This is a genomic window from Fulvimarina fulva (genome assembly GCF_039652615.1).
Classification (GTDB): domain Bacteria; phylum Pseudomonadota; class Alphaproteobacteria; order Rhizobiales; family Rhizobiaceae; genus Fulvimarina.
The window spans coordinates 12059-24631 of sequence record NZ_JBDJAC010000012.1; the positions used below are offsets into that span (position 1 = coordinate 12059).

General features: G+C 62.5%; 11 protein-coding genes. 2 read left to right on the forward strand and 9 right to left on the reverse strand.

Annotated features, from left to right (window positions below; translation table 11 throughout):
* Positions 1 to 2: 2 nt before the first annotated feature.
* Genes ABDX79_RS15460 through phnG form a run of 3 tightly spaced genes read right to left on the reverse strand, consistent with a single transcriptional unit; the run spans position 3 to position 2205 of the window.
* Complete coding sequence (locus ABDX79_RS15460; RefSeq protein WP_346221204.1) at positions 3 to 1109, reverse strand: carbon-phosphorus lyase complex subunit; 1107 nt, start codon at positions 1107 to 1109, stop codon at positions 3 to 5.
* A gap of 5 nt (positions 1110 to 1114) precedes the next feature.
* A complete protein-coding gene (gene phnH, locus ABDX79_RS15465) occupies positions 1115 to 1720 on the reverse strand; it encodes a phosphonate C-P lyase system protein PhnH (protein WP_346221205.1) in 606 nt (201 codons plus the stop codon).
* Positions 1720 to 2205: a phosphonate C-P lyase system protein PhnG gene (phnG, locus tag ABDX79_RS15470; RefSeq protein WP_346221206.1), complete on the reverse strand. Its 486-nt coding sequence runs from the start codon at positions 2203 to 2205 to the stop codon at positions 1720 to 1722. The genes phnH and phnG overlap by 1 nt, the downstream gene beginning before the upstream one ends.
* Before the next feature lie 152 nt (positions 2206 to 2357).
* Here phnG and phnF point away from each other — a divergent pair, with 152 nt between their 5' ends.
* A complete protein-coding gene (phnF, locus tag ABDX79_RS15475) occupies positions 2358 to 3128 on the forward strand; it encodes a phosphonate metabolism transcriptional regulator PhnF (RefSeq protein ID WP_346221207.1) in 771 nt (256 codons plus the stop codon).
* Positions 3129 to 3174: 46 nt separating this feature from the next.
* Here phnF and murB read toward each other — a convergent pair whose 3' ends face one another.
* Positions 3175 to 4212, reverse strand: coding sequence for a UDP-N-acetylmuramate dehydrogenase (gene murB, locus ABDX79_RS15480; RefSeq protein WP_346221208.1), 1038 nt, complete (start codon positions 4210 to 4212; stop codon positions 3175 to 3177).
* A gap of 157 nt (positions 4213 to 4369) precedes the next feature.
* On the opposite strand from murB, the gene rirA reads away from it, so the two are divergent.
* Positions 4370 to 4819, forward strand: a complete 450-nt coding sequence (rirA, locus tag ABDX79_RS15485) for an iron-responsive transcriptional regulator RirA (RefSeq protein ID WP_346221209.1) — start codon at positions 4370 to 4372, stop codon at positions 4817 to 4819.
* A 24-nt stretch (positions 4820 to 4843) separates the two neighbouring features.
* On the opposite strand, the gene ABDX79_RS15490 is transcribed toward rirA, so the two are convergent.
* The 5 genes from ABDX79_RS15490 to yghU form a co-directional block, all read right to left on the reverse strand.
* The gene (locus tag ABDX79_RS15490) at positions 4844 to 5839 is read right to left on the reverse strand and encodes an NADPH:quinone oxidoreductase family protein (RefSeq protein ID WP_346221210.1); all 996 of its coding nucleotides are present in this window, start codon (positions 5837 to 5839) and stop codon (positions 4844 to 4846) included.
* A 27-nt stretch (positions 5840 to 5866) separates the two neighbouring features.
* On the reverse strand, positions 5867 to 8095 hold the full coding sequence (scpA, locus tag ABDX79_RS15495; protein ID WP_346221211.1) for a methylmalonyl-CoA mutase: 2229 nt from the start codon (positions 8093 to 8095) through the stop codon (positions 5867 to 5869).
* Between the two features lie 166 nt (positions 8096 to 8261).
* Positions 8262 to 10265, reverse strand: coding sequence for an acetyl/propionyl/methylcrotonyl-CoA carboxylase subunit alpha (locus ABDX79_RS15500; protein ID WP_346221212.1), 2004 nt, complete (start codon positions 10263 to 10265; stop codon positions 8262 to 8264).
* A gap of 3 nt (positions 10266 to 10268) precedes the next feature.
* On the reverse strand, positions 10269 to 11129 hold the full coding sequence (locus tag ABDX79_RS15505; RefSeq protein ID WP_346221213.1) for an Abi-alpha family protein: 861 nt from the start codon (positions 11127 to 11129) through the stop codon (positions 10269 to 10271).
* A 480-nt stretch (positions 11130 to 11609) separates the two neighbouring features.
* A complete protein-coding gene (gene yghU / locus ABDX79_RS15510) occupies positions 11610 to 12527 on the reverse strand; it encodes a glutathione-dependent disulfide-bond oxidoreductase (protein WP_346221214.1) in 918 nt (305 codons plus the stop codon).
* Positions 12528 to 12573: the final 46 nt, after the last annotated feature.

Consider the following 12573-nt stretch of genomic DNA (forward strand, 5'->3'; position numbering starts at 1 on the left):
TCTCATTCCGCGGCCTCCTGGCGCTCTTCGGCCGGAGCCTCGTTTTTCTGGTCCCGCCGCATGGTGCGCAGAAGGTCGAGTTCGGCCTGAAAATCCACGTAATGGGGCAGTTTCAGATGCTCGACGAAGCCCGTCGCCTGCACATTGTCCGCATGGGCAAGAACGAACTCCTCGTCCTGCGCGGGAGCGCTCCGCTCCTCGTCGAATTCGTCCGCCCTCAGCGCCCGGTCGACGAGGCTCATCGCCATCGCCTTGCGCTCTGACTGGCCGAAGACGAGGCCATAGCCCCGCGTGAATTGCGGCGGCTCGCTCTTCGATCCCTTGAACTGCGACACCATCTGGCATTCGGTGACCTTGATGTGGCCGATGGTGACCGCAAAGCCGAGTTCGGGCAGGTCCACCTCCACATCGACCTCGCCGATCCGCACCTCGCCGACGAAAGGATGGTTGCGGCCATAACCGCGCTGGGTCGAATAGCCGAGAGCAAGGAGAAAGCCCTCGTCGCCGCGCGCGAGCGCCTGAAGCCGCATGTCCCGATCACCCGGATAGGCGCGCGGCGCGCGGGTCAGGTCGGCGGGCTCGGCATCGTCCGGGGCCTGGGGATCGGCCTCGATCATCGCATCGGCGCCGAGAATATCGGTCACGCGAGGGGCGGAGCCCGCTTCCTCGCGCTCGCGCACATCCGGTTCCGGTACGATCTCGTCCGTTGCCATGGCCGGATCGATCAGACGATGGGTGTAGTCGAACGTCGGCCCGAGAAGCTGCCCGCCGGGCAGATCCTTGTAGGTGGCGGAGATCCGCCGTTCGAGACGCATATTCGCGGTATCGACCGGCCGCGAGGCCGCAAAGCGCGGAAGGGTCGTGCGATAGGCCCTCAAAAGAAAAATCGCCTCGATGAGATCGCCGCGCGCCTGCTTGACAGCCATCGCGGCAAGCTCCGGATCGTAGAGCGAGCCCTCCGCCATCACGCGATCGACGGACAGCGCCAGCTGCTGCGTGATCTGTTCGAGGGTCAGCGCCGGCACCGAGCGATCGCCGCGCCGCCGGTCGTCGAGAAGCCGGTGGGCGTTCGCGATGGCCTTTTCGCCGCCTTTTACCGCAACATACATGGGGATCAGACCTCCCGGACAGTCGTGGAGCGCGGCAGCGCGAGGACGTCGGGGCCGCAGGTAAGGACGAGATCGAGCCCGCAGGGAAAAAGCGCGCGATTCATGGTCCTGAACGCGGCAAAACCTTCGGAAAGGCCGCGCGGCGAAATGATCCGCGTGCCGTCGATTCCCGGTCCCGTCAGTTCGTATGAAGGCCCGTCGGTCAGGCTCCCGACCTCGCACAGCACCGTTGCGGAGCGATCGGGATAGGTGAGCGTTCCGAGCGGCAAACGATCGAAAAGCGCGGCATCGAGGTGCTGGACGACCGCGTAGTCCGCGCGCTCGCCATCATCGAGGCGGGCACCGGTGTGAAAAGCGAGCCAGCGTTTGAGGGTCGGTGAGGGCACGCCGATGAAAACGGGCGTTTCCGCGTCGGCGAGCGCAAGCAGGATCGCTCCTTGCGCCGCAGAAAGCGGTGCCGGCGGCGCGCAGCCCGGATCGAGCCGCGCGATCTCGCCCGGACGGCTCATGGCGCGCAGGAGGCTCGAAAAGACCGACTGGGCATCGAAGACCGGATCTGAGAACCCGCCCTCGACCACGTTTGCGGACATGGACATCGCCTGCGCGCTCATCAATCCTCGCCCCGAACCATGGTGAAGAAATCGACGCGGGTCGCCTCCGTCTCCTCAGCCGTCTTCGTTTCGGCAGCCGTAAGGAGCGCCTCGATCGGCGCCACCACGTCGCTCTCGACCGTTTCACGCTGGTCGTCCATCTGCCAGAGCGCATCGAAGGCCGCGGCCAGACGGGCCTTCCCGGTATCGCGGCCAAGGATCATCGCGTGGCCGACGACGGCCGCCTCCCCCTCGCCGCATCGGATGCTGGCCCGCGTGACGCTTGCCTCGCCGAGATTGAAGGGCGCACCGCCCCCACCGATCCGGCCCCGGATCATGACGAGCCCCACCTCCGGTCCTCGAACGGGTTTCAGCTCATGGTGCGATCCGAGACGCGCCCAGGCCTCGCCCAGAAAGTCCGTCGGCCCTTGCGCGAACGCTGCCATCGCGCGCCTTCGCGCGGCGATCGCGGGATCGCTCGCTCCGCCCTTTTCCGTCTCGTCCATGGGCCCGTCTCTTTCCATGCTCTGCGCTCTGTCGTTTGGCGACGGCGTGATGCCGCCTATGGCCGATCCTACCGACAAAATTTGTCTACTTGTATAGACAACTTCGATTATTGGTTTAGCCTGCGGGCGATGACGGGCGTGTGACAGGTGCGATGACAAACCAAACCCATGACGACGGCGTGGCGCTCTGGCGTCGCATCGCAGATCATCTGGAGAGCGACATCCTGACCGGGCGGATCGACGGGATGCTCGAACCGGAGAGCCGGCTCGCGGCGCGCTTTGCCGCAAACCGCCATACGGTTCGCCGCGCCCTTCAGGCGCTATCGCAAAAGGGCCTCGTGCGGGCAGAGCGCGGGCGGGGCACCTTCGTCGAGGCGTCCCAGGCGAACCGCTTGTCCTATCCGGTCGGCGCGACGACGCGCTTCACGGAAACGATCGGGGCGGCAGCGAAAGAGCCCGGCGGGCGGCTCGTCGCAAGCGGCAGGGAACGGGCCTCCTTCGACGTTTCGGCGCGACTCGGATGCCCGGTCGGCGAGCCGCTGATCAAGCTGGAGATGCTGCGGGTCGCCGACGAGGCGCCGGTGCTCGTCTCGACCATCTGGTGCGTGGAACGCCGGTTCTCAGGTCTTGTCGGCGGCTATGCCGAGACGGGGACGATCAGCGGCGCGCTCGAGAAATGCGGCATTCCGGCCTATCGCCGGCTGCGCACGGCGGTGACGGCCGAGAGCGCCGATCCGCGCGATGCCGAGCGTCTGCGCTGTGCGCCTCATGCGCCCCTTCTCGTGACGGTGAGCGTGGATGTGGACCTCTCGGGAGAGCCGATCCTGACCGCCCGCACCCGATTTGCGGCCGATCGGATCGAGCTTCTCTTCGATCACACGAAGGACGAGAAAACCGCGCCTTCGAAAGAGGAAACCACCTAAAACGGCATCAATTTTGCCGGCAAATTGATCACTAAGCCGGCAAAAACTAGCGAATATCCAGCGGCTCCTGGTGCAGCACGATGCCGTAGCGATCCTCCACCGCAGTCCTGATAATCCGCGACAGGGCGTCGATGTCGTTCGCGTCGGCCTGACCGTGATTGACGAGGATCAGGGCATGGTTCTCGTAGACGCCTGCCTTGCCGGACCGGTAGCCTTTCAGGCCGCAGCTCTCGATAAGCCACCCAGCCGATAGCTTCACGGCGCCATCGGCCTGGGGATATTTCGGAACGCCCTCGATCCCGTCCGCCACATCTTGCGAGACGATCGGATTGTGGAAGAAGGATCCGGCGTTTCCGATAAGCCGCCAGTCGGGCAACTTGCCGCCGCGAAGGGCAAGCACCCGTTCCATGATTGTCTTTGGATCGGCCGTTTCCGGCAGCCTGTCGAGACCGGAATAGCCGAGGATCGGCCGCCAGTCGCCGGGCAGGCGAAACGTGACCTCCGCGATGATATATCGGCCCGGCTCGTCCTTGAACGCGCTCTGGCGATAGCGGAAGCGGCAATCCGCCTTGCGGAAGACGCAGAACCGCTTTTCCACCCGGTCGAAGGCGGTCAGGGCCTCGAAGCGATCGGCAAGCTCAACGCCATAGGCGCCGATGTTCTGAACCGGCGCGGCCCCCACGGTTCCGGGGATGCCGGCCAGGTTTTCGAGCCCGCCAAATCCCTGTTCGACGCTCCAGCGCACAAGATCCGGCCAGTCCTCGCCGGCCTGCGCGGTCAGAAGGATGCTGCCGTCGTCCCGGCGTTCGATCTTGCGCCCCTTGGACACGAAAACCGCGATCACAGCCTCGATCTCGGGACCGAGCACGACATTGCTGCCGCCACCGAGCACCACGAGGGGAAGCTGCTCGCTCTCGGCGAACCGGACGAGCGGTTCTATCTCGTCCGCCTCTTTGACGAGGGCACCGAAGCGGGCTTTCGCGGCCAGTCCGAGCGTATTGCGCGGGGTGAGGTCGAAGCCCACCTGAACGTCCACAGTCTTCGGATCGGCACTGATCATCCGCGTCTCGTTTCTCGCGATCATGTTGGATTTGTCTTCAGCGGCTTATCACGACGACCGGCCCCATGCCTATGTCATGGGTCCACAGGGGCGCGGCAAAACGCATCCGGCATGCCCCTTCACATCAGTCTGGAAACATTCTAAATTGGAGTTCGAAGCTCTTGTTTAGACGGGACCGTTCATGCGCCTCACACGGCAGACGAATTACGCGATCCGTATCCTGATGTATCTCGCGGTCAATCCAGACCGGCTGAGCCGGCTTGGCGAGATCGCAAAATCCTATTCCGCACCCGAACCCTTCATGTTCAAGATCCTGAACCCGCTGGTTTCGGCGGGCTTCGTGGAAACGGTCCGGGGCCGCAATGGCGGTATCCGCCTTGCGCGCAAAGCCTCCGAGATCAATCTGCGCGAGGTCGTGGAGCTGACGGAAGAAAACTTCCAGATGGCCGAATGTTTCGAGGCCGGTGCCGATTGTCCGCTGATCTACAGCTGCGAGCTCAATGCCGCGCTGCGTCAGGCGCTGGAGGCGTTTCTTTCAACGCTCGGCCGCTACACCATCGCCGACCTGACGAAGAACAAGGGCTATCTCCATCGCACCCTCGGGATCGACGAGGCGGAGGCCGCGGCCTGAAGACGCCGCTCGCGCGCCTGAGCGCTAGCGGACGACGACGACCTTGCCGATGATGCCGCGCGAGCCGAGCGCCGCGATCGCCTCGGCACCTTCGGCCAGAGGATAGGTCGCGTGGATACGCGGCTTGATCGCGCCGGTGCGGGCAAATTCGATAAGACGGTCCATCGCCGCGTGATGGGCGTCCGGGTCTCGTGAAACCGCTTCGCCCCAGAAGATCCCCCGGATGTCGCAGCTTTTCAGGAGCGGCAGATTGAGCGGGATCGACGCGATTCCTGCGGGAAATCCGACCACCAGATGGCGCCCCTCCCATCTGAGGGATCTCAGCGCAGGCTCGCTATAGGCGCCGCCGACGATATCGACGACGATATCCGGCCCCTCGCCGCCAAACGCGGATTTGAACGCCGTGCCGAGGGATTTGGAGGCCTGCTTGTCGAGGTCGCCCTTCGGATAGACGATGCCGTTCTCCGCGCCGTGTTCGACTGCGATTGCGACTTTTTCCTTGGACGAGGCTGCTGCGACGACCCGCGCGCCGAGCGCCTTGGCGAGTTCGACGGCGGCAAGACCGACGCCGCCGGCAGCCCCGAGTACCAGAACGTTCTCACCCGGTTGGCACGCGCCCCGCTCGGCCAGCGCGTAAAGGGCGGTGCCATAGGTCATCTGAAGCGAGGCCGCCGTCTCGAACGGCATGTCATCGGGAAAGCGATGGCAGAGCGCGGCCTTCACGCAGACGCTCTCGGCCATCATGCCGTGAAGCGGCACGGCCATCACCCGATCGCCGATCGAAAATCCCGTCACATCGGCCCCGATCGCCTCGACCGTCCCCGCGACCTCGCCACCCGGTGCGAACGGCCGCTCGGGGCGGATCTGATAGCGATCCTCGATGATCAGCATATCGGGATAGTTGACCCCGACCGCTTCCATGCGGATGCGGATTTCGCCGGGTGCCGGCTCCGGCGTGTCGATGTCCTTGGAGCTCAGGGTTTGCGGCCCGCCGGGTGCTTCGCTCAACAGGGCTTTCATTTTGCGTAGTCTCCGCTCGCCATGTGCTTACGCCCCACCCCGCGAGCCGTCCTTCGTCTGTTCGCTCAAAGGCACGCGCGTGTTGCGGCGCTCACCCTGAATGACACCGAGAAGGGCGCGGCCAGCATCCAGCACATTGGTGCCGGGGCCGAAAACCTCCGCGACGCCCGCATCGAAGAGCGGTTGATAGTCCCGCGCCGGGATAACGCCGCCGCAGACGACCTGAATCTCGTCCTTGCCCATGGCCTTCAGTGCCTCGATTAACTGGGGAACGAGGGTCAGATGGCCGGCCGCGAGCGTCGAGACGCCGACGACGTCGACGCCGAGGTCTGCGGCGCGTTTCGCGGCATCCTGGGGACTTGCGAAGAGGTCCGACAGTTCCACCTCGAAGCCGAGATCGGAAAAGGCCGAAGCGATGATCTTGGCGCCGCGATCGTGGCCGTCCTGGCCGAGCTTGGCGACGAGCACTTTCGGGGTCCGGCCCGTCGTCTCCACATGGTCGGCGATGCGCTTCTTCAGGATGTCGTATTCCGGGTCGCCGGCATAGGCATCGGCATAGACGCCCCTGTTCAGCCTGTGGGTCGCGACGTGCCGCCCGCCAAAGCCCTGCTCCATGGCGGTCGAGATTTCGCCGAGGGAAGCCCGCGCGCGCGCCGCTTCCACGGCCGCCTCCAGAAGATTGCCTTCGCCGGAGCGGGCGAGATCTTCCAGTTTCGACAGCGCCGCCTCGCAATCGCGCCTGGAGCGCGTCTCCCGCACCTTTTTCAGGCGCTTGACCTGCTGATTGCGGACATCCTCGGTATCGACAACGAGGAAATCGATCGCGTCCTCGTTCTCCAGCCGGTAGCGGTTGACGCCGACAACCACGTCCTCGCCCTTGTCGATGCGGGCCTGACGGGCCGCGGCGGATTCCTCGATGCGCGATTTCGGAATGCCCGCCTCGACGGCCTTGGTCATGCCGCCGGCCTGTTCGATCTCCTCGATCAGCTCCAGCGCCTTGTCGGCGAGCTGCTTGGTCAGCGCTTCCACATAGTATGAGCCGCCGAGCGGATCGACCGTGCGGGTAACGCCGGTCTCGTGCTGGAGGATGAGCTGGGTGTTGCGGGCGATGCGCGCGGAGAACTCCGTCGGCAGCGCGATCGCCTCGTCATAGCCGTTGGTGTGCAAGGACTGGGTGCCGCCGAGTACCGCCGACAGCGCCTCATAGGCGGTGCGCACGATATTGTTGTACGGGTCCTGCTCGGTCAGGGAGACGCCGGACGTCTGGCAATGGGTGCGCAGCATCTTCGAGCGGTCGTCAGTTGCGCCGAAATCCTCCATGATCTTCGCCCACAGCATGCGCGCGGCCCGCAGCTTCGCGACCTCCTTGAAGAAATCCATGCCGATGCAGAAGAAGAAGGAGAGGCGCGGGGCGAACTTGTCGACGCTCAAACCCTTCGCCATCGCGGCCCGCACATATTCCATGCCGTCGGCGAGCGTATAGGCCAGCTCCTGGGCCGTCGTCGCGCCGGCTTCCTGCATGTGATAGCCGGAGATGGAGATCGAGTTGAACTTCGGCATCTCGGCGGCCGTATAGGCGATGATGTCCGCGACGATCCGCATAGAGGGTTCGGGCGCATAGATATAGGTGTTGCGGACCATGAACTCCTTCAGGATGTCGTTCTGAATGGTCCCGGTGAGCTTGGCCTTGTCGACGCCCTGCTCTTCGGCCGCGACGATGAACATTGCGAGCGTCGGGATCACCGCGCCGTTCATGGTCATGGACACGCTCATCTGGTCGAGCGGGATCTCGTCGAAGAGGATCTTCATGTCCTCGACGCTGTCGATCGCGACACCCGCCTTGCCCACATCGCCGGCGACGCGCGGATGATCGGAATCATAGCCGCGATGGGTCGCGAGATCGAAGGCGACCGACAGGCCCTTCTGGCCGGCGGCGAGATTGCGCTTGTAGAAGGCGTTGGATTCCTCGGCTGTCGAAAAGCCCGCATATTGGCGGATCGTCCAGGGCTGGCCGGCATACATGGTCGCGCGGGGCCCGCGCATGAAGGGGAAGACGCCGGGCAGCGCCGCGCCGACGCCCTCGGGCAGATCCTCCGGTCCATAAAGCGGCTTGATCGTCAGCCCGTCCGGTGTCCTCGTCGACAGATCCAGAATATCGCGGCCTTTCAGCTCCTTCTTCGCGATCTCCTGCCACGAAGGCCCGTCGCTTGCCGCAGCCGCGTTGAGATCGAGATCGGTTGCCGGTTTGTCGTCCATGTCGTTCGAACTCCTCCGTTCGAAAGTCGATTGATACCGGACGACATGGGAAAGAATGTCTTCCGGCAGCCCGAGCGGGCACTTTTAGCCCTTCGCCAGACGTGAACTGACCCTCCACGTCAATTCAGGCGTCCGGCCCCAAGAGAGCGCGGGTCCCCGCCCGCCCCTACTCGAATTCCATGATGACGTCGTCCACCGCAAGGCTGTCGCCTTCCGAGACGGCGACCTTCGAGACCGTGCCGCTGCGTTCGGCTCTTAGCACATTTTCCATCTTCATGGCCTCGATCACCGCGAGGATCTGGCCCTCATGCACCTCGTCGCCCTCTTTGGCGGAGAGCGTCATGACGACCGCCGGCATGGGCGAGATCAGGAATTTCGACAGGTCCGGCGGCAGTTTTTCCGGCATGAGCCGTGCAAGCGGCGCGACATGGGGCGGATAGACCTTGAGCGCCACATCATAGCCCGCGCCGCGCAAGCGGAAGCCGGATGTGATGGCGCTCGCGCGGGTGATCGTCGTGCGGCCATCATAGGTCAGTTCGGCGGTCAGCGCGCCCGGATGCCACCGGATCTCGGCCTTTACCGGGTCCGCGCCGTCCACCGAAACGCCGTCCTCCGTGATCGTGACCCTGCGCTCGCTCGTCCCCAGGGGCACCATCACGACGCGGGTGAAATCGCCCTGTTTCGGCAGGAGCTTTTCCAGCCGCTGGCCGCTCGCATCCTGAGGCAGGCGCTCGCCCGCTTTCGCCATCAGCGTCGCGGCAACGGCCATCCGGGTGAAGGTCTCCTCGTCCGGCTCCACGTTCTCAAAGCCGTCCGGATATTCCTCGGCGATGAAGCCCGTCGAAATCTCGCCCGAGCGCCAGCGCGGATGGCGCTGGATAGCCGAAAGGAACGGCACATTGTGCTCGATACCGTCGACCACGAACGCATCGAGCGCATCGGACATTGCGTCGATCGCCTCCTCCCGCGTCTCACCCCAGGTGCAGAGTTTTGCGATCATCGGATCGTAGAACATCGAGATCACCGAGCCTTCGGTGACGCCGGTGTCGTTGCGGATGATCGTTCCGTTTTCCGCCGCGCCCTCTTCAGGCGGGCGGTAGCGGGTGAGCCGGCCCGTCGAGGGCAGGAACCCGCGATAGGGATTTTCGGCATAGATGCGAGATTCGATCGCCCAACCCCTGATGCCGACATCGGCCTGGGTCCGCGACAGTGTCTCGCCGGCCGCGACCCTGATCATCTCTTCGACGAGATCGACGCCGGTGATCAGCTCCGTCACCGGATGCTCCACCTGCAGCCGCGTGTTCATTTCGAGGAAATAGAAGTTGCGGTTCTTGTCGACGATGAACTCGACCGTACCGGCGCTCTGGTAATCGACAGCCTTTGCCAGCGCCACCGCCTGCTCGCCCATCTTTTTGCGGGTTTCTTCGTCGAGGAAGGGCGACGGGGCCTCCTCGATTACCTTCTGGTTGCGCCGCTGGATCGAGCATTCCCGCTCGTTCAGATAGATGCAGTTGCCATGGGCGTCGGCCAGAACCTGAATTTCGATATGCCGGGGCTCCTCGACGAACTTCTCGATGAAGATGCGATCATCGCCGAAGGAGGACGCGGCCTCCGATTTCGAACGCGCGAAGCCTTCCTTGGCCTCCTCGTCGTTCCAGGCGATCCGCATGCCCTTGCCGCCGCCGCCGGCCGACGCCTTGATCATCACCGGATAGCCGATCTCGGCGGCGATCTTCGCGGCTTCCTCGGCATCCTCGATCAGGCCCATATGGCCGGGCACGGTGGAAACGCCCGCCTCCGCCGCGATCTTCTTGGACGTGATCTTGTCGCCCATCGCCTCGATGGCCCTGGGCTTCGGACCGATGAAGGTGATGCCGGCCGCTTCCAGCTTTTCGCAAAACTTCGCGTTCTCCGACAGGAAGCCGTAGCCCGGATGGACGGCCTCCGCCCCAGTCTCCTTGCAGGCGGCGATAATTTTATCGGCCACCAGATAGGACTGGTTCGCCTGCGCCGGCCCGATATGCACCGCCTCGTCCGCCATCAGTTTGTGGACGGCATCCCGGTCCGCATCGGAATAGACCGCGACCGTGGCGATGCCCATCTCCTTGGCGGTCTTCATGACCCGGCAGGCGATCTCGCCCCGGTTGGCGATGAGGATTTTGGAGAACATAACTTAGTCTACCTCGATAACTGATGATCTACCTTGGCAGGTGTAGAAGAATTCTAGCCCAAACATCGTCATACAGTGATAATCCAGCCATGCGCTAATTCCAATGATTTCACTATTAGAGATGGTAGATCTCTTGACCAAGTTCAGCGTCTCCAGTGCGCTACCAATGCTGTCGGGATTTCCCGCGAAGTTAGCAGACCAGTCGAAAAAATAGTCAGTATCAACGCTGAAATTTATAGAGCCAGCGATAGGAGATAAACCTTTGACCCTAAAATCTTCCCAAATAGATTCTTCGATGGATTGATGGTTTTCTTCGGTGTACTTGGTAAGTGAAAGATTGCTATCTATTATTTGAGTTAGTATTTCCTGACTATCCCTGTCTACTAACAGAAATTCGTCCGCAGGACCTTTTCGGTCTGTGTCACACAAATATTCCAAATATCTCAAATGAGGCGCGTCGAGCTTGCTGAGTAAGTCGATAAATATCAAGTGATTAGGGCGCTTATATCGTGAGGCAGAGTACAGTATATTTGCCCATGTCTCGATGAATATCTCATCCTCATTTTCGGTTAAAGAGGCTTTTTCTAGCAAAGGATGTAAGACCCGAAGGGGAATTGGATCGATCTTTCTGCCTTCGATCTCCAGCCGTTGCCGCGCTTTTTTAGCTATCTCGATCAAAACTTCTTCGCGTTGAAGTCTCACCCGGTCGGCATTCAGACCACGCTGCTCGGTGAAAGGTCTAATAGCGTCGGTCAGCGCGTCCACCAAACGTCCCATGCTAGATGGTGGCACCTCTGCTTTCAATTCAGCCCTTGCTCCGAGGCCGACGTCGAGCTTCAAATCGGAATTGTGCTGGTTTGTCATTCAACCTCAGGCGCTATTGCAGCTGTCGCTAAACAGTAAAAAATAGGATCATATGAGCGAGCGCAGAAGCAAAGAAAGTTCTGTGGACTTTCGTCTTTGGGGCTTGCTGTACGGCGTTACCAGCCACTTGTTTCTGCGCTGAATAGCAACGTTAAAGCCTATTTCTTTTGATCTTTTCGTCATACTTCAAGACCTCCCAGAACGCATCGGAATATGTCTTGCGGGCGACGGTCTCGTCGACGCGCAGTGGATTTGTGGAGAAGATCGGGTCAGACGGCTCCGTACGTACCAAATGGCGGCGCATCCGCAGAACAGCGGTGCCGCCAAACCGTTCGTTTGTCGCTCGGTCTAAAAGGCACTTGCGCTTAATGTTTCTCGTCGCGCCGTTCGGACCGGCGCGACAAAGGACGAACTGCAGGCTATTCCGCGGCCGTCCCGAAGGACTGCCTGAGCACTCGGTCATGGCGGGGCGTACCGCCACTATTCGCCGTCCCCGATCTTGTCCTCAGTCTTCGTCTCGAAGTCGGAGGCGTCGTGGCGCTCGTGGAGCTGGGTCGAGGGATCGCCGCTGGTGGAATTCACCATCGAACCGCGCTTGGCGGCATGGCGCGCGGCGATCTGTTTCTGCCAGCGCTGGAGATGCTCGTATTCGTCGACGGCGAGGAAGGTGCCGGCATCGTCATAGGCGCCGTGGGCCGCAAGGCGTCCGTACCAGGGCCAGATCGCCATGTCCGCGATCGTGTAGTCGCTGCCCGCGATATATTCGTTGTCCTTCAACTGCTTGTCGAGAAGATCGAGCTGGCGCTTCACCTCCATGGCGAAACGATCGATCGCATATTCGATCTTGATCGGCGCATAGGCGTAGAAATGGCCGAAGCCGCCGCCGAGGAACGGGCCCGCGCCCATCTGCCAGAACAGCCAATTGAGCGTTTCGGTACGTCCGCGTACGTCGCTCGGCAGGAAGGCGCCGAACTTTTCCGCGAGGTAGAGAAGGATCGAGCCGGATTCGAAGAGGCGCACCGGGTCGCCGCCGCCTTTCGGCTTGTGATCCATCATCGCCGGGATCTTGGAATTCGGATTGATCGACACGAAGCCCGAGCCGAACTGGTCGCCCTTGTGGATGCGGATCAGCCAAGCGTCGTATTCTGCGTCCGAATGCCCGGCGGCGAGAAGCTCCTCCAGCATCATCGTCACCTTGACGCCGTTGGGCGTGCCCATGGAATAGAGCTGCAACGGATGCTTGCCGACCGGCAGCTCCTTTTCCTCCCGCGCACCGGCGGTCGGCCGGTTGATCGAGGCGAAGGTGCCGCCGGATTCGACGTCCGGGTTCCAGACCTTTGCCGGCACGTAGCCTGCGGGAAGGTTCTTTTCGGGGGGAAACTTGGTTTCGTCGGCCATGATGGATCGACCTGTCCTGGTTCAAAATCGCGAGGGCGATGCGACG

What these genes read in the sequence shown, in the direction of transcription:
- phnF (WP_346221207.1), top strand. Translation starts at nt 2,358, where the DNA reads ATGACAAACCAAACCCATGACGACGGCGTGGCGCTCTGGCGTCGCATC.
- ABDX79_RS15500 (WP_346221212.1), bottom strand. Translation starts at nt 10,265, where the DNA reads ATGTTCTCCAAAATCCTCATCGCCAACCGGGGCGAGATCGCCTGCCGG.
- murB (WP_346221208.1), bottom strand. Translation starts at nt 4,212, where the DNA reads ATGATCGCGAGAAACGAGACGCGGATGATCAGTGCCGATCCGAAGACT.
- ABDX79_RS15460 (WP_346221204.1), bottom strand. Translation starts at nt 1,109, where the DNA reads ATGTATGTTGCGGTAAAAGGCGGCGAAAAGGCCATCGCGAACGCCCAC.
- ABDX79_RS15490 (WP_346221210.1), bottom strand. Translation starts at nt 5,839, where the DNA reads ATGAAAGCCCTGTTGAGCGAAGCACCCGGCGGGCCGCAAACCCTGAGC.
- phnH (WP_346221205.1), bottom strand. Translation starts at nt 1,720, where the DNA reads ATGAGCGCGCAGGCGATGTCCATGTCCGCAAACGTGGTCGAGGGCGGG.
- phnG (WP_346221206.1), bottom strand. Translation starts at nt 2,205, where the DNA reads ATGGACGAGACGGAAAAGGGCGGAGCGAGCGATCCCGCGATCGCCGCG.
- rirA (WP_346221209.1), top strand. Translation starts at nt 4,370, where the DNA reads ATGCGCCTCACACGGCAGACGAATTACGCGATCCGTATCCTGATGTAT.
- scpA (WP_346221211.1), bottom strand. Translation starts at nt 8,095, where the DNA reads ATGGACGACAAACCGGCAACCGATCTCGATCTCAACGCGGCTGCGGCA.
- yghU (WP_346221214.1), bottom strand. Translation starts at nt 12,527, where the DNA reads ATGGCCGACGAAACCAAGTTTCCCCCCGAAAAGAACCTTCCCGCAGGC.
- ABDX79_RS15505 (WP_346221213.1), bottom strand. Translation starts at nt 11,129, where the DNA reads ATGACAAACCAGCACAATTCCGATTTGAAGCTCGACGTCGGCCTCGGA.